Consider the following 19,555-nt stretch of genomic DNA (forward strand, 5'->3'; position numbering starts at 1 on the left):
CGGAATTTCGCATCAAATTTTGAGTTATGAAATTGATTCATATGAAAAATAAAAAACACTTGGATCAGTGTCGGTGATCCAAGTACAAGTGATTTTGAATGGCTTAAATGAAAAACAGTAAATAACTAATGAGTCCCATCGTTAAGTGGGTGAATATGTGAGCGACCATCGCGGTTTCTAACCCTTTTTTCCAGAACAGCCAACTGAAAACAACGCCTGCAACCCCGTTTAATAGGAGCATTCGTATATAAACGATTGTTGTTACAGTCGTGGTAGCAGCTGTAGCACCGTAGTGGCCGACTGCAAACACAAATGATGAAAACAAGATCGCTACCCAAAACGTCGTAGGAGTTGGTGCCTCTTTTTTACGCTGGAAAATTCTCCATATTAACCAAACGAGAAGTGTCATGACTCCCCAGCGCATCATAATTTCTTCAACGATTCCCCCATATAATACGCCGGATAAGATATGGAAGAAGCCAGGAAATTCATTTGTTGCACTTAGTTCATCAGGGAGCCAAGGACTTAAAATGGCATCTGTCAGGATGAGAAACACACCGACAGCCACTCCAGCAACAATTCCTAACTTTATCGTTGGTTTAAAAGAGGACCAAAATGGTTTTTGGTAAAGGTCTTTTTCATAAATAAATGATGTTAATTGGACTTTTTTTGCAAGGATGTGTCCGGCAGCGGTTGCGACGAGAATAAGGATGAGTGGATTGACGAGCGTCAGCAAAGCAAGTTGCTCAGCCGGCATTCCTAAATCGATTCCGAATTCTTCGGATTGAACTTTAATTAATTCGATAGACATTGGTAAAAGGGTGAGAGAGCCTATAAACCCTAAAAGTATAAAGATTAAAAACGATCGCCACGGCTTACGTGTTTTCATATGTAACAATCTCCCTTTTGATTTTCATGATTGAATTAATGAGTTACGTCATTAACTATATATTATAACTCTTTTACTATGTTATGATAAATGGAAAAAAGATTCGAGTGATTTGGAGGGAAACATATGAAAGAGCAAATATACGAAAAAGCAACTTTTGCTGGCGGATGCTTCTGGTGTATGGTGAAGCCGTTCGATGAATTGCCAGGCATTATTGATGTTGTTTCCGGATATACAGGTGGACATGTGATTGATCCAACATACGAACAAGTGAAAACAGGAGAGTCCGGCCATTACGAAGCGGTCCAAATTACATTTGATCCTGAACAATTCCCTTATAAAAAGCTGTTAGATTTATATTGGCCACAAATTGATCCGACAGACGATGGAGGCCAATTCATTGATCGTGGCAGCCAATATAGAACCGCAATATTCTATCATAATGATCAGCAAAAAGTAGAAGCTGAACAATCGCGCAAAGAAATTGAAGAGAGCGGCCGCTTTAAAGATCCAATCGTCACTGAAGTCTTGCCTGCAACCGTATTTTTTGAAGCTGAAGAATCTCATCAGAAATTTTATAAAAAAAATCCAGAAAAATATAAGCAAGAACAAATTGAATCAGGGAGAGAAACGTTCATCCAAAAAAATTGGAAGTAAAAGTAAAGTGCCAGGCACCTGGAAAAGAATTCCAGGTGCCTGGCACTTGCTAATCATCACGTTCGCATATTTGACGGAAGTTACAGCGGTCACATTTTTGGATGTACTCTGTTTTTGGGAATAGAGACAAATCTACTGGTTTGTTCTCATCTTCGTCGACGAGGAATTTCCCCATTTCTACTAAACTATGTTTCATAATGTGATATACATTCATTAAATCAGATTCATTGAGTTCGTGAACACGGCAATCCCCTGTTAACAAATACTCGTTACGCAGTTGAATTTGGTCGAGACGAGCACCAAATTTCTGGCTGAGGTACATTGCATAGATTGCGAGCTGATGACGATCTTCTAATGACTCCTTACCAGTTTTCCAATCGACGATCACCCATTTATCGTTTATTAAATCTTTATATAGAACGTCGATCACAACGAAGACTTTTACACCTTCAATCTCCATCGTGCGAAACTGCTCACTTTCTAAAAACTCGATTTCGGAGCGCCTTTCCGTTAAATCTCGAAAACTATCACTATTTAAGAAGTTCGTAATACAAACATCTAGCCTTTCCTCGATTTTTTCTATTGCCTCTTGTCTCAGTTTCCCGCCGTAATAAATTTCGTGTAACATGTTAAACTTATTCGGCCGTTGAAACCAATCGTTATAACCTTTTACCGAGTCGCGAAAAGCGCGATTCAACTGATTGCGGATGTGAGTGGTTAAACGGTCCTCGTCAGGGATGTTGCTAGTCGCGAGGTAGTGATTAATGACTGATTCGATCATATCGTGAACCTCTTGTCCAAACAAGATTGGAAGGTTCGTGATCTTTTTTAGTCGGTAAGCTTCTTTTGCAAATTCAGACGAATCTCGAAACCAACCATTATGTGATGCATAGTAAGACAGTCCGTATTTACGAGCGCAATCGATCATTGATTTATGTCGTGAAAGAGACCAGGAAAACTCAGGATATGGTTTGCGTTGCATTGTGAAAACTCCTTTTAAATAGCTTGAAAATAAGGTAATGTAGTGGGAACCAAGAATATAAAGCCGCACAAAAAATGTAAATAAGTAGATTTCATGAATCAATTTCATAACTCAAAATAAGGTGCGAATGTCCGAATGATGAGCGTAAACTTCACTTCAGACGGACGCTTTCCCGAGGGCTTGTCTTCAGCTAACTTAGGCTCGACAGCTCTTCGCCTAAGTGGATCTTCAGACTGCACTGCTCCTCCGGGAGTCGCCGTCTTTTGTTACGTTCACTTCCAAATAAAACGTACATTTAATGAAACATTTATCATATCATTCGTTTCATTGCGCAAAACACGGAATAATGAAATTGATTCTTCATAAAAAAATAATTTTACACCACAGTGCTTAGTAAAAGGCATTTTCCATTGTAAATAAATATTAGTTTTGGGGTAGCTTCTACACCCAAACGAACCATCTACTTTCATGAAAAACGGCTCTAAATTTCACGCCTACATAAAGAAAAAATAATATAAAAATGCTACGGATCCACAAAAAATAACAAACTCACTCGTTTTCCCCGTTCGATACAATGGAAACTTAAATCGGTCCTTCGTCAGAGGTAAGAGTAAAGGAACCCCGCCTTTTGAAAAGAAATCTCCAACAATATGAAAAATAACACCTAAAGAGAGACCAAATAAGAAATCAATATCGGTGTTCATGGCACCGAATATAGCGAAAGCGATAACGAGGCCGGAATGCGTGATGCCGCGATGGCCAAATAACATTTTTACAAATCGAGATATGGGCCCGGTTCTTCTTCCGATATAAGATTTCGTTTCATCAATATCTGGAAGAACCGAACCAACAGCAACTCCTACCAACACTGAAGTTGGGAGCGCTGTATCAGTTAGTTGTCCGTAAATTAAACTCATTGAAAGAGATGTTGTAATATGTGTGTAATATCTCATGATGTTTGAAACTCCCGAATAAAATAATCCTTGTCTGAATACCATCATACAAGGAACGTGTTTGAAGAACAATCGACAATTTTGCCTATGTAACGCATGTTCATTACAAATAAAGGAAATTCCAACTTTGATATAGAATCTTTATATTACCCTGTAAAATTGGAAAAAGCGACGCCAGCATGTGCCGGGTCGCTTTTGTAATATATATGGTTCATTACCTTTTGGCCGCGGTAATGATCACTGTCTGGCAGCAATAAAACACTTAACTTAAATAACGAAAGCCCTACCTCTCTTCCATCGTTGCAACTCCTTGGTTGCGCCTGAAAAAATAAGGATTAAATGTAGGACAGGATTCCAGTATTAACATGTTCTTAAGTCATGAGGGAATTGTGGCGAACCTCTAACTTTATGAACATACATTTTAGAAAAGGTATAAACCATAGTGTGCTCGAATGGCACAAAGATCATTGTAACATCTTTACATACAGAAGGCAAATTGTACAAGAATACACGTTCGGTATCGTTCATATACTTTCATTTAAATAGAAGGCCCTTTTCTCGCATAGATTGTTGTTTATGATAAAAAGAAAGCGGTAAAGCGTCCGTCTGTAAACGATTCGAAAGATGATTTTTTTATCAAAAGCGGCAATTTTTTAAACAATAGCCAAATAGAAAGAGGAATGTTGCTCATATGACACAAGGAACAATAGATTATGCAAGAAGGATACAGGCAATTGCTCAAGCGGGACTTGCTTTTACGAAGGATCCGTTTGATAAAGAACGTTATTGTGAATTAATGGAGATGGCTGCAAATATGATGGCGAACCATTTTGAAGAAAGTCCAGATAAGGTTTTTTCCATCTATAAAAATGAGGAAGGTTATCCGACACCAAAACTCGACGTTCGAGGGGTTATTTTTCACGATCATCAGATTTTACTAGTTAAAGAGAAAATGGATGATTGTTGGGCCTTGCCAGGTGGTTTCTGTGAAGTAGGGCTCTCACTAAATGAAAATGTAGAAAAAGAAGTGTTAGAAGAAGCGGGACTTCAAGTAAAGGCGAAGAAAACGTTAGCTATTTTAGATATAAATAAACACGACCACCCTAAACAGCTTTTCCACTATTACAAAGTGTTTGTGGAGTGTGAATGGAGGGGCGGAGACTTAAGTGAAGGAGTTGAAACATCTGGTGTGCAGTTTTTTCATGAAGGTGACCTTCCACCTTTATCAAAAGGAAGGAACACCGAGGAACAGATCGAGTTGTTGTTTCAATTTTTATCAAATACGACGAAGCATCCAATTACAGATTGAGTAATCTTCATGTGATAAATGATAATATTTGTTTTTAAATGAGAATGGTGTCGAAAATAAACTATACTATTTTATTTCGTTAAATACTATGATAATAGTGTTTATGTTTGTCTGAGCTTTTTGATTGTACTAATTAGAAGATTATATTTATAATAAATAATGTAGGTTGTTTAAAGGGATGTAATTAATTTGATTCATGCATCAAAATCCTAGAAACAAGAATAGGGAGGAGAAAAAAGTATGGATTCTAAAGACAATGCTAATATTGGAAAGTGCCCGTTTCACGGTGGTGTAACTAGTAACAGTTCTAGCGGTACGTCAAATCGAGACTGGTGGCCAAACGCGTTGAACTTGAACATTCTCAATCAACATGATAGAAAAACAAACCCTATGGGAGAAGACTTTGATTATACAGAGGAATTTAAGAAGCTAGACTATGATGCTTTGAAAAAAGATCTTCATGATCTAATGACAGACAGTCAAGATTGGTGGCCTGCCGACTATGGACATTATGGTCCGTTATTTATCCGTATGTCATGGCATGCTGCTGGTACTTATCGTATGGGAGACGGCCGAGGCGGTGGTGGAGCTGGTAACCAGCGTTTTGCCCCTCTTAACAGCTGGCCTGACAATGGGAACCTTGATAAAGCCCGCAGGCTACTATGGCCGATTAAGCAAAAATATGGCAACAAGATCTCTTGGGCAGATTTGCTTGTTCTAGCAGGTAATGTTGCGATTGAATCAATGGGTGGTAAGACGATCGGTTTTGGAGCAGGGCGCGCGGACATTTGGCATCCTGAAGAGGATACTTACTGGGGTGCGGAAACAGAATGGCTAGATGATAACCGATATTCAGGTGATCGTGAGCTTGAGAACCCGCTTGCTGCTGTTCAAATGGGGCTTATCTACGTGAATCCAGAAGGGCCAAACGGTAAGCCAGACCCACATAAAAGTGCTCACGACATACGTGAAACGTTTTCACGTATGGGGATGAATGATGAAGAAACGGTTGCGCTAATAGCTGGGGGTCACACGTTTGGTAAAGCACATGGTGCTGGAGATGCTGCTCATGTTGGCCCAGAGCCAGAGGCTGCATCTATTGAAGAACAAGGGTTAGGATGGCAAAGCACACATGGTAGCGGGAAAGGTCGAGACGCCATAACTAGTGGTATTGAAGGTGCGTGGACGGCTAATCCAACACAGTGGGATAATGGCTATTTCAACTTATTATTTGGATATGAATGGTGGCTTACAAAGAGTCCAGCAGGTGCATGGCAGTGGCAAATTGTTGATCCCGATGAAAAGGACTTAGCACCAGATGCTGAAGATTCATCGAAGAAAGTTCCAACGATGATGACGACAGCTGATATGGCATTGCGTCATGATCCGGAATACGAAAAGATTTCTCGTCGTTTCCATGAGAATCCAGATGAGTTTGCTGATGTATTTGCTCGTGCTTGGTTCAAACTCTTACACCGTGATATGGGACCTAAAGAAAGGTATTTAGGCCCGGAAGTTCCAGAAGAAGATTTTATTTGGCAAGATCCTGTACCTTCTGTTGATTATGAATTAACAGATGCAGAAGTGGCAGAGCTTAAAACAAAGCTTCTAAACTCAGGGCTTACTGTGAGCGAGTTAGTAACAACTGCTTGGGCTGCAGCGAGTACTTACCGTGGCTCAGATCATCGTGGTGGGGCTAACGGTGCACGCATCCGACTAGCTCCACAGAAGGATTGGGAAGTGAATCAGCCGGAACAACTAGCGAAAGTACTTAATGTTCTAGAAGGTATTCAAGAGGACCTAGATAAGAAAGTCAGCCTTGCTGATTTGATTGTACTCGGAGGTAGTGCTGCAATCGAAAAAGCGGCACAAGATGCAGGTGTTGATGTAACCGTTCCGTTTGCTCCAGGACGTGGCGATGCAACCGAAGACCAAACCGATGTAGAAAACTTTGAAGTACTAGAACCCGTCGCTGATGGGTTCCGCAACTATCAAAAGAAAAAGTATAGTGTAAGTCCAGAAGAGCTCTTGTTAGATAAGGCACAACTGTTGAACCTAACTGCACCACAAATGACGGCACTTATTGGCGGTATGCGAGTACTAGGTACAAACTACGGTGGTACACAACACGGTGTATTCACTGATCGTGTCGGCACACTCACGAACGACTTTTTTGTTAACTTGCTGGACATGGGAGTGGAGTGGAAGCCTGTAGAAGATAACGAATATGTAGGAAGAGATCGTAATACAGGTGAAGTCGTACGTACAGCAACGAGAGTCGACCTAGTATTTGGTTCAAATTCCGTTTTACGTGCCTTAGCAGAAGTTTATGCTCAAGATGATAATAAGGAGAAATTTGTCCGTGACTTTGTTGATGCTTGGGTCAAAGTAATGAATGCAGATCGTTTCGATCTTACGGGGCAAGACCTTAAGAAAGCACAAATAACAAGTAAGTAAAATTGTGGGAAAACCGCTGTCAGTTTATCGACGGTGGTTTTTCTTCGTATTATTATAATTTGTAAAACTTCAGTAAGTGAATCAATTTCATAATTCCGTTTTTTGCGCAATGAAACGAATGATATTATAAATTTTTTCATTAAATGTATGTTTTATTTGCACTATCAGAATTTGTAAATTTATGGTCGATAGTATAACGGCAACTAAGGCTTTCGCCATTTAGATTTGGCGAAAAGCCAAGTTTTGTTTAGAAGTGAACGTAACTAAAGACGGCGACTCCCGGAGGATCAGCGACGAGCAACCGCAGGAGCAACGAGCTGAAGATCCACTTAGGCGAAGAGTTGTCGAGCCTAAGTTAGCTGAAGACAAGCCCTCGGGAAAGCGTCCGTCTGAAGTGAAGTTCACGCTCACATTTTGAATTTCCCATCTTATTTTGAGTTATTATATTGATTCAAGTATTTATTTTTCTGCTGTCCAGATGGTCCAACGGTCTTTTTCGACAATTGTTTCGTTTGGTAAAATGGTATCTAATTCTTTTATGAGGATTTGCAACTCTTTTTCTGTGAGTTCATGTAAAATACTTCGACCCTTTCTAGTGATGATTTCATTAAAAAGGCTAGTTTTCGAATCATATATTTTTCTAGTCTCCCAAAGTTTTAGTTCTTGGATATTTTTAAAACCTGCTTTTTTTAATACTGATATAACGGTTTTACCTTCGTACCTTCGCTCCGTTTCGATCTCTTTTAATTGCGGAAAGGTGGAAAAGAAATACCCGCGAATATGGGTGTGAGATCCAGGTAACATGCAATCATCTAGTGTACGATCTTGCACTATTACTTGGCCGTTTCGTTGCAAAATTCGATACATCTCAAGAACGGCACGTTCAAGGTCGCCTAAGTGATGAATGACGGCCCTTGATAAGGTGAGGTTGAACGTATTTGATGGCAGTCCCGTATTATATGCGCTTCCAACTGAGTAATGAAGGTTGTCATAATTTTTACTATCAAATTTTGCAGTATTAAGCATGGTTTTTGAGAAATCAACGCCAATGACTTCGTCGATTCCTAGATCCTTCAATCCTCTGCTATAGATACCACCGCCACAGCCAATATCAACACCCTTTTTGGTAGAACGCTCTTTAAGTAGGTTAGCGATCGTCTGTTTCCAACAATCACTTACTTGTCGCTCCGTATAGCTCTTCTTATTGATTGGATCATGAAAATTCATTCCGAACATAGCATAACCTCCTTTTTACGACTAACTTTATGGTAAATTATAGTTACGAATAAAAAAATAATGGTTTTATTTAGTGAATTCATAAGTAAAAGTTATCGGTGGTGGGAAAATGAAAGTCGAAGAGTATGAATTAATCATCGCATTATATGAATGCGGGACAATCCGTGGGGCTGCTGAATCTCTTTTGATATCACAACCAGCTGTCAGTCAACGGCTCAAGCAAGTAGAAAACGATTGGGGCGTTAATCTATTTATACGAACACCGAGAAAATTAGTACCAACGAAGGCTGGAGAAAAGGTATTTGCGCATGCAAAAAAGGTTGTAGAAGAAGAGAAAAATGTTCGTAATGAAATTGAATCGGAAGAAAAAGAAATTGGTGGTACGCTTTCCCTAGGTGTATCTTCGTTAATAGGTCAATATATTTTGCCACCTATTCTTGAAAAGTACATTGAAAAATATCCGAAGGTAAAGGTAGAGCTGAAAACAGGTCTAAGTCAGACGATTAAGGAAAATGTTAATCATTATCACCTTACAATTGTTCGTGGAGAGTTTGTACGAGGCCAGGAGTGTAAGCATCTGTTTTCAGATCAATTATATTTAATTGACCGTGCTGATAAATTTACCTCAAATTGTCCACGTCCTTTTGTAGAGTTTCAAGCTGATGATTCGTTAAAGTCTGTTGTGCGAAAGTGGCTCAGTGAACAAAGACATATCAAAGTTGCGCAAACGATTCGAGTCGATCAAATTGAAACGTGTAAGCAGCTAATGAGAAAAGGGGTGGGGTTGTCAGTTTTGCCGAAAAGTGCCGTTGATGATTTAGGAGATGGATTTGTAAAAGTTCCTCTAGAAGGTACGGGTGAACAATTGGTTAGAGAAACGTGGGTATGCTATCAGAACAAAGTAGTGGATCTACCACAAGTCAGAGAGTTTTTAAATGAGTTAAATAGTATGATAAGAAAGTAGAAAGAGGGTGTTCAATTCATTGGACACCCTCTCATGTTGAGGCTGACTAAAAAGCAAAGTGCAAGGCACTTATGAGTCATCCTCATTTCTTTATTCGTGGTCTTCTTGGATAATAGCTAAAATTAAAAATAAAATAAAACTAATGGCTAAGATCGTTCCTCCAACAATATACCAAATAAGTTGGATGACATCTGGGAGTTGAATTGTATTAAGCATGTAGATGTACATACCTGATGTTAAACCAATAGTACCAATAATTGCCGACCAAACATGAAGGGTAGTCAAAAGAGACTTTTTAGGTTTATAGACTTTGTAAAAGACACTCCATGCAAATAATGATAACCAGCCAACAACTAAAACGTGCGTATGAACCGGGCGTAAGGCGTAAGAACCGGCACCAGCCATATGAGAGCCGATAAAAGCTCCGAGAGTAGCGAATATAGCAGAAACAATGAGTAATAGTTTACTATATGACATGTTTTTCCCTCCGATTAAACAACATGGTTGAGTTGTTAACTTATCACAAAGCCTATGTTGCCCTATTGGGGTAGGGAAGTCAATGGACAATTTGTGTCACTTCTGACAAATAATCATCCATTCATCGATAGAAAAGGAAACGATGTGTTCATCATACTCTTGGATGTGAAAATAATCTTTTGTTGTTCGATTGGCATTGAGGAAGAAGGCGTTGACATCATGAGCAATTTCATCTTTTTCCACCGTTCTCTTCATCCATTCTTTATAATTCAGTTCTTTTTTTCTCGAGTATTCTTCTAGATGTTTAAAGGACGAATTTTGTAATAGATGCTTCCATTCAGATGTAGGCAAGGCTTTCACATGGCTTGGGTCTCTCATTTTTTCGAAAGTGTTCATGAAGACCTTGAGGTGATCGTTTTCAGGGGCGACGTTGTCAATTAGACAAAAAAGACCGTCTGGTTTTAGTATCCTATACACTTCTTTTACGAATAAATTCAAATTTGGAAAATGGTGTGCAGCAATGCGACAAGTGACGAGATCAAACTGTTCATCTAAAAATGGCATGCTTTCTGCATCCGCGATAACGTAGTCGATATTTTTAAGTTGCTGTAAATGTTTTGCTGTGTTTTCTAGCATTTGTTTTGTTAAGTCGGTGGCGAGTACTTGTTGGACGTGTGGGGCTAAATGCTTTGCGACATGTCCACCACCAGTTGCAACATCAAGAGCTTTCCAATGAGCCTTTGGGGTTACTGAATCGAGAAGTAGTTGTAAGTTGCTTTCATCAGCATGAGTTCGGCTATCGAAATATTTTTGTGCATTCTTTGAAAATGTCTCTTTTACCAACTCTTTTGCGCTTCTTTCCATGTTGAAGCCTCCTTTTTAAGAAAAAAGATATGTTTACTAATATCGTATGTAAACAATTAACATAAGAAAAATACAAATAAATAATTGTTAAATATAACATTTACTTATATTACAAACCCAAATAATTCCAGTCGCCAGGAACCTGGAATTATTTGGGTTTGGAGCGTTTGCAAGGTGCTTTGGATACAAAAATATCTCACAAAAAAAGTCCTTTATTCTATATGTAAAAAGTAGGATAATATAATCATAGTAACGGTCGATAATTATCGGGGTTTGTCGATAATTTAATTATAGGGGTGGGCAGTAATGAAGTTAACGTGGAAAGCATTTGTTGTTATTTTTATATCAATATCGTCTCTATTACTACTTGTGTACTTCATTATTAATCCACAAATGATGAGGCAATACGAAGAGCTTGAAGAAAGAATGTTATATACAGATATCAATAGAGTAGAAAGTGCGATTGTAAGAAGGCTACAGGACTTATCGTCTTTTACCCGCGATTGGGGAGTTTGGGATGATTCATATACGTTTTTAAATGGAGAAAATGAGCATTATATTCAAAGTAATTGGACGCAAAATACCTTTGAAAATAATGTGATTGATTTCGTATATTATCTCGATAGAGAAGGGGATATCTTTTTTCATGATTATGACCGAGAAGCTGAGGGAGTTTCTCTATTAAATCATTTGGATATTGGGAAACACTTTGACAATTTTATCACGCTTAGTAGAGCGCATTACGGAGTCGTTCTCGTCAACGATCGAGCGATGATGGTAGCATCACACCCAATATATGACTCGTATATGAGTGAAGAACCGAACGGAATTTTGATTGGTGGACGATTATTAAATGATGAATTATTAGGTATTATTTCTCAAGATGTTGGATTGACGATCGAGTGGTCCGCGGAAACAGATGACACAGGGGTTGTCCGTAACGTCGTACGGGTTGATGGAGATACGATTCGTGGCATGTATGCTTTTCCGTATACAAATACTGGGACGTTAGGTCAGCTTAGTTTTGAAGAAACGCGTGATTTTTATCTACAAGCGCAAACAAATCAAAGATGGAGACTTTTTGCATATGGTATCTTAACGATTTGTTTTGCGTTATTAACACTTTTTTGGTTAGATCGCCTAATTTTATCTCGTATGAAAAGAATCAGTGGAGAAATCCAGCATATAGAAAGCTCGCGTGATGTGACGAAGCGAGTTTCTGCTGAAGGTAATGATGAAATCACGGACGTTGAAGAAGGAATTAATCGAATGCTAATCGCTTTATCTGATAAGCAGCAAGAAATAAAAATGATGGCTGAACAGGATCGCTTAACAGGCTATTTAAATCGACATGCATTTACGGTAAAAGTGAATGATTACTTAAAAAACAATCGTCATGAGAAAGTGTATCTTTTGTTTTTAGATATTGATTTGTTTAAACGGATCAATGATACGTTTGGTCACCATGCTGGAGATAAGGTTTTACGGCAAATTACTACACGGATCTCAGAGTGTGTAGGAGAAGGGGCCATTATTGGGCGCTGGGGCGGGGATGAATTAGTCCTTTTAATCAGCCAATGCAAAGATGAAGAACTGAATGCTTTTATTCAAAAATTGTTACTAGCTATCGCTCAGCCGTTAAAGGTTAATAAGATGAAATTTAATGTTACATCAAGTATTGGTGTTAGTGTGTATCCTGATGATGGGCAGTCAGCCGAAGAACTTATTCAGCTAGCGGATATAGCGATGTACGAAGCGAAACGCCGTGGTAAAAACCGATACTATTACTATGATGAAGTTCAAAACAAAGAATTTTACAATCATTATGTTGTTTTGGAAAGTGACCTCCAAAAAGCATTAGGAAATGGTGAGCTAGAGGTTTATTATCAACCGATTATTAATAGTGATGCAGGTGAGGTAAGTTCTTTAGAAGCTTTATTACGATGGAATCATCCTGATCGTGGATTAATCCTACCGAATCACTTTATCCCAATTGCTGAAGAAAATGGGATGATGCAAAAGATTGGTGAATGGGTGTTAGAGCAAGGAGTCAAGGATGTAAAGGAGTGGCATGAGGCAGGATATAGCGATTTGTCACTCTCAATAAATGTTTCGAAAACACAACTTATGGATCGTAGCTTGATTGAAAAAGTAAAAGAAGTGATTAATGAGGGGTATCCACCTCATTTACTTGAAATGGAAATCACTGAGAGTGATGTGACAGCCTATGTTGAAAAAGTACAGGACTTTGCTAATGAACTAAAACAGCTTCATGTGAGGGTTTCATTAGATGATTTTGGTACAGGTGTCTCTTCAATGAAGTATTTAAAAGACATTAAAGTAGACAGGTTAAAAATTGATCGACACTTTTTAAAAAGTATTCCGACCGATACTTTTGATAAAGCGTTGTTATCTGGGATGTTCAAACTATGTGAAAACTTGAAGATTGAAGTTGTTACAGAAGGTATTGAAACGACAGAGCAATATGAATACCTTTATAACTTGTATCGACCAAGAATGCAAGGGTTCCTATTTAGTCCACCAGTAAAGAAAGAACAAATTAGCAAAATGCTAGAGAACGGTATATTAGATAAAGAATGAAAGGAAAGCCCTCGTGTCACAAAGACATGAGGGCTTCTTGTCTTTTTAACCCGTGCTAGGAGACTGGTAATTTATTTCCGGGTGCCTGGCACGTGGGAAGAAATGGAATAATTTACGCTTTGGATGGGCATCGTTTTTATAGTAGGGTGTTTTTTTATTTATTTGGGAAGGGGTTAAGTGTATGAAGCCTTTGCTACAAGTTTTTTCTGAAGTTGCTCCATTGAAGAAGGTACTACTAAAAAGGCCAGGACTAGAGTCGATCCATTTAACACCTCAAACGATGCATAGGTTGTTGTTTGATGCAGTCCCTTTTTTAGAGGGAATGCAAAGTGAACATGATATTTTCGCTGATACTTTAAAAAATGAAGGGATCGAGGTTGTCTATTTAGATGATTTACTAATAGAAACGTTTAAAAATCAAAAGGTGAAAGAAAAGTTTTTGCAGGATTTTGTTAAAGAAAGTAAGTTAAAGTTAGGGTCCCCGAAACAAGAAATCATTCAATATTTACTATCACTTTCGGATGCAGACTTCGTTTGGAAAATAGCAGCTGGGATTCCGAAAACAGAAGTGAGGAAATTTTCGAATGCGGACCTTTACAAGATGATGGGAGACCGTCAACCATTTTATTTGGATCCGTTACCTAGCCTTTATTTTACAAGAGACCCTGCGTCTGTGATTGGAAATGGTTTATCTGTAAATCGAATGTATGAAAATGCGAGAACACGTGAATCTTTGTTATTTGAATATATTGCAAACTATCATCCGGATTTTCAACAGTGTGACATTCAAAAGTACTATGGTCCTTTAGGTGCTCATCCTCTTGAAGGGGGAGACCAACTTGTTTTGAATGAAGAAACAGTTCTTGTTGGAGTGAGTGAACGGACGAAACGTAAAGGTGTGGAACAGTTTGCGGAGGCACTACTAACTTCAGCGAATACGTTCCAAAAAGTAGTCGTTATGGAAATTCCAGAAAAGCGAGCGTATGTACATATTGATACGGTGTTCACAATGATAGACTATGACAAATTTGTTGTTTATCCTGAACTTTTCAATGAAACGAAAGATATGAAAGTGGATGTGATTGAAAGGCATGAAGGAGATTCCACTCATTGTCATAAAGGGGTAAATTTAATTAAAGTATTAAAGGAATCACTGAAATTGGATCGTATTTCTTTTCTTCCATGTGGAAAGGGGGATGTCATCGCTTCACCTAGAGAACAATGGAATGGTGCTACAAATGTATTGACGATTGCTCCTGGAGTGGTGGTTGCTTATGACCGTAACGAACATACGAATAAAGTGCTGAAAGACAATGGGCTAACGGTAATTGAGATTCCGAGTTCAGAACTTGCAAGAGGTCGGGGGGGACCTCGTTGTATGAGTAAGCCACTCGTGCGTGAGATAAAGTAAATCCAAAAAAATTCCAGGTGCCTGGCACCTGGAATTTTTTTGGATTTTCATTTATAAATATTGAAGTAACGATGTTGCGATCGTGAAGTAAATTAATAATCCTAGAATATCGTTTACTGTTGTAATGAATGGACCCGATGCAATCGCAGGGTCAAGCTTTAATTTATTAATGGCAACTGGTACTACAGCGCCTATAATTGTTGCGATGCTTAATGTTAAGAAAAGTGATATCCCAACAATAAACGCTAACAAGTAACTACCATATAAGAACGGAACGACTATCATAAGAACTACCGCACAGATTAATCCGAGCATAAGTCCTGTTCCAAACTCTCGACGTATCGTGTTCACTAATCCTTTCTTTTCGAAAGATCCAGTAGCTAAAGAACGAACCATTACGGCAAGTGATTGAGTCCCAGTATTACCAGCAGAGTCCATAATAAGTGGGATGAATACTGCCAGTAACACAATCTCTTCTAACGTTTCTTCGAACTGTCCGATAACACCGGCTGTGATAAGTCCGAAGAACATTAATAAAATGATCCAAGGTGAACGTTTTTTCGCAGCTGAAAACGCACTAATATTTACATCTGTCGCCCCTCTTGAAGCAGCAAAGTCTCCAAAGTCTTCTGTAGCCTCTTCTTCAATGACATCTAAAATATCATCGACCGTAATAATACCAACAAGCTTATTTTGCGATGTTACAACGGGAACAGCTAAGAAGTCATATTTTTTAATGAGATTTGCAACTTCTTCTTGGTCATCACTCGTTCTTACAGATACGACACGAGAGCTCATGACGTCCTCAACTTTTTTATCCGGATTAGCAATAATTAAATCTCTTAATGATACAACGCCAGCTAATTCATGTTTTTCATTGATAACGTATAAGTAATAAATGGTTTCAGCGTCAGGACCTTCGTTACGAAGAAGGTCAATGACATCACGGACTGGAGAAGCAGCACGGATATTAATGAATTCCTTTGTCATAATGGCTCCGGCTGTTTCTTCCTCATAAGCTAGTAATTCTTTAATATCTTTGGCGTCTTCGTCCTCTAAACCGTCAATGATCTTGTTTGCTCGAGATTCTTGAATTTCACTTAAAAAGTCAACAACATCATCGGCAGACATATGAGAGATCATATCTTGAGCGTAGCTTTCATGCAACTCTTGCATAATCTTGTTTTGATCTTCTAACTCTAACTCTTGGAAAATAGCTGCGAATTCTTCTGAAGAAAGATATTCATATACTTTCGCACGTTGTTCTTTCGTTAACTGTAAGAAAAAATCTAATTGATCTTGTGGGTGAAGTTCTAAAAATAATTCGCGATATTGCTCAATCTCACTTGCGTTTAAAGCGTGTAATACTGATTGAGCATATTGCTCGCGATTTTGGTCAGTTAATTTAACCATGTTGACAGCCTCCTTATAACAAGGCCGTCTTCAGATGTGAAATGGCCTTGTTTATTCTTTTTGTGGTTCTTTTTGATAAACGTTGATACATGCACCTATAATAATCGGGCACAGGGTCCATTCCACACCACCTCTTTCTTTGCGAATAATAAAAAAACACCTTCACGAATGAAGGTGTTTACATGCATCACAAAATAAACCATGATTGTTCATCACGTCCTCCATTCGTAGAGCTTTAGCACTGCACGGCATAGGACGATATCCAGCTACATTAGAATACACCTTAAGTCGATGAATCCAGTTGACCCATTGGCGTCTTTGGACGTTTTTGGGCAGTAGCATATCTCCGTACAGGAGCCTCACCTAACGAGGGATTTAATTTTCACATCTGTAATCGTAAAAGAGATAAGGTGTTCTGTCAATATATATTTTCATATATAACAGAAAAACATAATTTAATAATTCTTATAAAAATAGTCGGAAATGGTTCCTCATTACGATCTAATCACTTATAATAGAAGTAATAACAATTTCGGAACGGGGGCGAAATAGGTGAAACGTATTTTCTTATTGAGTGGCTTCGTCATCATTCTTATTTCATCTTTCACCTTATATTTAATGCTTGCTGGTACATCTGAAGCAGAAAAAGCAGCAGCTAACTTCGCTAAAGAATATGTTGAAGAAGAATACCAAGTAACGACAGAACAGATAGATGTAACAGACGTCATTTATTCTGAGGCAGAGGATCGTTATGCAGTTTCTTTACAACATGAGGAGACGGATTACGAATTTGCATTACGACTCGACGAAGATCAAGATCTTTCCTTTATTTTAGATGTTACGGGACAATTCGATAAGTTTGGCCTTGCATATTGTCATTAAGTGACCAGCAGTGAATTTAGATCACTGCTGTTTTTTTTGCATTTTGAGAAAGGGTATATGAGCAAAACTTTAAAGTGTAAAGTATAAGTCAACGAAGCCTCTGTTTGCGTAAGGCCCCCATAAATCGGCGAGATTCTTTTATTAGTAGATTAATAATCAAAGATGTAGCCAACTCGAACAGCTAAAATCTTTTATGATGATACTAAAATTCTCAAGTGTTCCTTTTAAGAACTTGGAGATAGTTGAAGTTTTGGTAATTAATTCGTCAATCGAAATGTTAGCTACCTAAAAAATATTATCATTTTTTAACAAAAAATCATACGAATCTGTTATAATGTCCAAAGATATTTAATTAGGGAGCTAATGAAATGAACAAGCAAGATATGGAGCAAATGGTGGGGCATCATGTTAGTGTCGTATCTCACCTTTTACAAAATAAGTACAATCAAAAGCTATCAGAATTTCATTTAACGATGGCGCAAGCGCGTGTATTATATATACTCGTGCAAAATGGAAAAATGGCTCAGTCAGAAATACAAAAGCAACTATTAATAAAAGGGTCCACGATGAATGGCATTATTGATACGATGCTTAAACGAGAGCTGATTGTAAAGGAAGATAGTCAAGAAGACCGACGTACAAAGCATATATCCTTAACGAAAAAAGGTGAAATGCTAGAAAACAAGCTTTGGGATGCTGTTGGAAATCTTGAGGAGGAGTTAGTTTCTGGTTTTGCAGAAGAAGAGCAAAAACTGCTTCTCTCTTGGTTGAAAAGATTGCGAAGCAACATAGAAGAAAATAAAACTTCGGAATAATATCGATAGAAAGAAGGAACAGCTATGCAGCAAAAACAACAAAGTGAACGGTTAGGGACAGAACCGATTCCAAAGTTATTGAAAAACTTATCGATTCCGGCGATGGTCGGGATGTTTGTTATGGCTTTATATAATGTTGTTGATACCATTTATATCTCATATGGTGTAGGAATTGATGGTGTAGCCGGGGTAACAATTGCCTTTCCATTAATGATGATTATGATGGCCATTGCAGCTGCTGTCGGAATCGGTGGTGCATCCGTAATTTCTCGTAGATTAGGAGAAAGACGAGAAGAAGATGCAAATAGAGTCTTCGGGAATATTTTACTATTAATCGTCTTTTTTAGTAGTATTGGATTTATTAGTGCTTTTACCTTTTTAGAGCCGCTACTTATTTTGTTCGGTGCGACTCCTGAGATTATCGGGTATGGAAGAGATTATATGTTCCCGATTTTACTTGGAACAGTCTTTTTCTCATTTGCGTTTTCTACAAACGCAATCATCCGTTCTGAAGGTAATGCTCGATTTGCGATGATGACGATGATCATTCCTTCCGTATTAAACATCATTTTGTCACCGATCTTTATTTTTGGTTTGGATATGGGTGTTCAAGGTGCTGCGATAGCAACGGTCATTGCTCAAGCTTCGGTAAGTGGAGTGGTTGCGCGTTATTTCTTATCAGGAAAAAGTTCGATTGCTGTTTCAGTTGCTTACATGACACCAAAATTTGACCTCATGAAAGAAGTGATCGTCGTTGGCCTTCCGGCGTTAGTGCGTCAAATAGCAGGGAGTGTCATGATGATTGCGATAAATGCAATGCTTATTCGCTTTGGTAGTGAGTTTTATGTAGGTGTGTTTGGTATTGTGCAGCGAGTGGCGATGTTCACATTAATGCCGATGATGGGTGTCCTTCAAGGTATGCAGCCGATCGTTGGGTACAATTACGGGGCAAAACAAATGGACCGTCTCCGTGAAACGGTCTGGTTAGGACTAAAGGTTTCTACAGCTATTGGTACGTTCGTTTTCTTATTAGTCATGATTTTTCCACATGGGTTTATGCGCGTATTTACAAATGATCCTCAAGTTATTGAAGCAGGCGTTGAAGGGATGCGAATTATGTTTGCGGCTGCGATCTTAATCGGAGCGCAGATGGTTAGCGGCGGCTTATATCAGGCACTAGGAATGGCAAAGCCGGCCCTCGTGTTGTCAATGGCAAGGCAAGTGTTGTTCTTAATACCACTAGTTCTCATTTTACCTCACTACTTTGGGGTTATGGGTGTCTGGCTCGCCTTCCCACTTGCTGATGTTCTCGCATTCTTGTTGTCGATCGCGTTTTTGTATCGTGATCGGGCGTTATTCTTATTTGGAAAACCATCGGATAAACCGGAAGTTCCAGAACAACAAGCTGCATCTTCTTAAATCGTTTACGAACGATTATAATATATCTTTAACCTTTGAAGTAGCCCACCAGCTCATTAGCTGGTGGGCTTTATGGTGCCAGGCACCTTTATTAGCATAATTGTATAAACAAACCGAACTATTTATGTTAGCATTCGGTTGCTTGTATAAAAAACCAGCACCACTTTATGTGAGTGCTGGTTTTTTCTTGAAAGGTAAGAAAGTATATAGTTTTTGGCCCTGGATA

16 protein-coding genes and 1 riboswitch are annotated in these 19,555 nt (G+C 38.6%); of the genes, 9 read left to right on the forward strand and 7 right to left on the reverse strand.

Features of this window, described 5'->3' with window-relative positions:
- Positions 1–103: 103 nt before the first annotated feature.
- On the reverse strand, positions 104–889 hold the full coding sequence (locus LGQ02_RS02120; protein ID WP_226516610.1) for a CPBP family intramembrane glutamic endopeptidase: 786 nt from the start codon (positions 887–889) through the stop codon (positions 104–106).
- A 126-nt stretch (positions 890–1,015) separates the two neighbouring features.
- On the opposite strand from LGQ02_RS02120, the gene msrA reads away from it, so the two are divergent.
- On the forward strand, positions 1,016–1,546 hold the full coding sequence (gene msrA, locus LGQ02_RS02125; protein WP_226516611.1) for a peptide-methionine (S)-S-oxide reductase MsrA: 531 nt from the start codon (positions 1,016–1,018) through the stop codon (positions 1,544–1,546).
- Between the two features lie 49 nt (positions 1,547–1,595).
- Here msrA and LGQ02_RS02130 read toward each other — a convergent pair whose 3' ends face one another.
- Both LGQ02_RS02130 and LGQ02_RS02135 read right to left on the reverse strand, forming a co-directional pair.
- The gene (locus LGQ02_RS02130) at positions 1,596–2,528 is read right to left on the reverse strand and encodes a PD-(D/E)XK nuclease family protein (protein ID WP_226516612.1); all 933 of its coding nucleotides are present in this window, start codon (positions 2,526–2,528) and stop codon (positions 1,596–1,598) included.
- A 494-nt stretch (positions 2,529–3,022) separates the two neighbouring features.
- The gene (locus tag LGQ02_RS02135; protein ID WP_226516613.1) at positions 3,023–3,481 is read right to left on the reverse strand and encodes a metal-dependent hydrolase; all 459 of its coding nucleotides are present in this window, start codon (positions 3,479–3,481) and stop codon (positions 3,023–3,025) included.
- 691 nt (positions 3,482–4,172) lie between these two features.
- Between LGQ02_RS02135 and LGQ02_RS02140 the strand changes: the two genes are divergently transcribed.
- Together LGQ02_RS02140 and katG are read left to right on the forward strand one after the other, a co-directional pair.
- Positions 4,173–4,790 carry an NUDIX hydrolase gene (locus LGQ02_RS02140; RefSeq protein WP_226516614.1) on the forward strand — a complete coding sequence of 206 codons (618 nt, stop codon included), beginning with the start codon at positions 4,173–4,175 and terminating at the stop codon, positions 4,788–4,790.
- Between the two features lie 240 nt (positions 4,791–5,030).
- Positions 5,031–7,247 carry a catalase/peroxidase HPI gene (katG, locus tag LGQ02_RS02145; protein ID WP_226516615.1) on the forward strand — a complete coding sequence of 739 codons (2,217 nt, stop codon included), beginning with the start codon at positions 5,031–5,033 and terminating at the stop codon, positions 7,245–7,247.
- A 459-nt stretch (positions 7,248–7,706) separates the two neighbouring features.
- On the opposite strand, the gene LGQ02_RS02150 is transcribed toward katG, so the two are convergent.
- Entirely contained in the window at positions 7,707–8,483 is a 777-nt protein-coding gene (locus tag LGQ02_RS02150; RefSeq protein WP_226516616.1) for a class I SAM-dependent methyltransferase, read from the reverse strand.
- A 109-nt stretch (positions 8,484–8,592) separates the two neighbouring features.
- Between LGQ02_RS02150 and LGQ02_RS02155 the strand changes: the two genes are divergently transcribed.
- Positions 8,593–9,447 (forward strand): LysR family transcriptional regulator, encoded by an 855-nt coding sequence (locus tag LGQ02_RS02155; protein WP_226516617.1) that lies wholly within the window; start codon positions 8,593–8,595, stop codon positions 9,445–9,447.
- Positions 9,448–9,537: 90 nt separating this feature from the next.
- Here the strand turns inward: LGQ02_RS02155 and LGQ02_RS02160 are convergent, their stop codons facing one another.
- Positions 9,538–9,924 carry a hypothetical protein gene (locus LGQ02_RS02160; RefSeq protein WP_226516618.1) on the reverse strand — a complete coding sequence of 129 codons (387 nt, stop codon included), beginning with the start codon at positions 9,922–9,924 and terminating at the stop codon, positions 9,538–9,540.
- Positions 9,925–10,020: 96 nt separating this feature from the next.
- Positions 10,021–10,788: a class I SAM-dependent methyltransferase gene (locus tag LGQ02_RS02165; protein ID WP_226516619.1), complete on the reverse strand. Its 768-nt coding sequence runs from the start codon at positions 10,786–10,788 to the stop codon at positions 10,021–10,023.
- 306 nt (positions 10,789–11,094) lie between these two features.
- Here LGQ02_RS02165 and LGQ02_RS02170 point away from each other — a divergent pair, with 306 nt between their 5' ends.
- Positions 11,095–13,389, forward strand: a complete 2,295-nt coding sequence (locus LGQ02_RS02170; RefSeq protein WP_226516620.1) for a bifunctional diguanylate cyclase/phosphodiesterase — start codon at positions 11,095–11,097, stop codon at positions 13,387–13,389.
- A gap of 181 nt (positions 13,390–13,570) precedes the next feature.
- Entirely contained in the window at positions 13,571–14,800 is a 1,230-nt protein-coding gene (locus tag LGQ02_RS02175) for an arginine deiminase (protein ID WP_226516621.1), read from the forward strand.
- A gap of 51 nt (positions 14,801–14,851) precedes the next feature.
- On the opposite strand, the gene mgtE is transcribed toward LGQ02_RS02175, so the two are convergent.
- Positions 14,852–16,213, reverse strand: coding sequence for a magnesium transporter (gene mgtE, locus LGQ02_RS02180; RefSeq protein ID WP_226516622.1), 1,362 nt, complete (start codon positions 16,211–16,213; stop codon positions 14,852–14,854).
- 213 nt (positions 16,214–16,426) lie between these two features.
- Positions 16,427–16,591: riboswitch (M-box (ykoK) riboswitch) on the reverse strand.
- Positions 16,592–16,765: 174 nt separating this feature from the next.
- Between mgtE and LGQ02_RS02185 the strand changes: the two genes are divergently transcribed.
- From LGQ02_RS02185 to LGQ02_RS02195, 3 genes are all read left to right on the forward strand, one after another.
- Positions 16,766–17,095, forward strand: coding sequence for a hypothetical protein (locus LGQ02_RS02185; RefSeq protein WP_226516623.1), 330 nt, complete (start codon positions 16,766–16,768; stop codon positions 17,093–17,095).
- Positions 17,096–17,463: 368 nt separating this feature from the next.
- The gene (locus tag LGQ02_RS02190) at positions 17,464–17,910 is read left to right on the forward strand and encodes a MarR family winged helix-turn-helix transcriptional regulator (RefSeq protein WP_226516624.1); all 447 of its coding nucleotides are present in this window, start codon (positions 17,464–17,466) and stop codon (positions 17,908–17,910) included.
- A gap of 24 nt (positions 17,911–17,934) precedes the next feature.
- The gene (locus LGQ02_RS02195; RefSeq protein ID WP_226516625.1) at positions 17,935–19,329 is read left to right on the forward strand and encodes an MATE family efflux transporter; all 1,395 of its coding nucleotides are present in this window, start codon (positions 17,935–17,937) and stop codon (positions 19,327–19,329) included.
- The last annotated feature ends 226 nt before the right edge of the window (positions 19,330–19,555 follow it).

The organism is Bacillus shivajii, from assembly GCF_020519665.1.
Lineage (GTDB): Bacteria > Bacillota > Bacilli > Bacillales > Salisediminibacteriaceae > Bacillus_CA > Bacillus_CA shivajii.

Coding starts and splice junctions, on each gene's coding strand:
- LGQ02_RS02120 (WP_226516610.1), bottom strand. CDS start 889: ATGAAAACACGTAAGCCGTGGCGATCGTTTTTAATCTTTATACTTTTA.
- msrA (WP_226516611.1), top strand. CDS start 1,016: ATGAAAGAGCAAATATACGAAAAAGCAACTTTTGCTGGCGGATGCTTC.
- LGQ02_RS02130 (WP_226516612.1), bottom strand. CDS start 2,528: ATGCAACGCAAACCATATCCTGAGTTTTCCTGGTCTCTTTCACGACAT.
- LGQ02_RS02135 (WP_226516613.1), bottom strand. CDS start 3,481: ATGAGATATTACACACATATTACAACATCTCTTTCAATGAGTTTAATT.
- LGQ02_RS02140 (WP_226516614.1), top strand. CDS start 4,173: ATGACACAAGGAACAATAGATTATGCAAGAAGGATACAGGCAATTGCT.
- katG (WP_226516615.1), top strand. CDS start 5,031: ATGGATTCTAAAGACAATGCTAATATTGGAAAGTGCCCGTTTCACGGT.
- LGQ02_RS02150 (WP_226516616.1), bottom strand. CDS start 8,483: ATGTTCGGAATGAATTTTCATGATCCAATCAATAAGAAGAGCTATACG.
- LGQ02_RS02155 (WP_226516617.1), top strand. CDS start 8,593: ATGAAAGTCGAAGAGTATGAATTAATCATCGCATTATATGAATGCGGG.
- LGQ02_RS02160 (WP_226516618.1), bottom strand. CDS start 9,924: ATGTCATATAGTAAACTATTACTCATTGTTTCTGCTATATTCGCTACT.
- LGQ02_RS02165 (WP_226516619.1), bottom strand. CDS start 10,788: ATGGAAAGAAGCGCAAAAGAGTTGGTAAAAGAGACATTTTCAAAGAAT.
- LGQ02_RS02170 (WP_226516620.1), top strand. CDS start 11,095: ATGAAGTTAACGTGGAAAGCATTTGTTGTTATTTTTATATCAATATCG.
- LGQ02_RS02175 (WP_226516621.1), top strand. CDS start 13,571: ATGAAGCCTTTGCTACAAGTTTTTTCTGAAGTTGCTCCATTGAAGAAG.
- mgtE (WP_226516622.1), bottom strand. CDS start 16,213: ATGGTTAAATTAACTGACCAAAATCGCGAGCAATATGCTCAATCAGTA.
- LGQ02_RS02190 (WP_226516624.1), top strand. CDS start 17,464: ATGAACAAGCAAGATATGGAGCAAATGGTGGGGCATCATGTTAGTGTC.
- LGQ02_RS02195 (WP_226516625.1), top strand. CDS start 17,935: ATGCAGCAAAAACAACAAAGTGAACGGTTAGGGACAGAACCGATTCCA.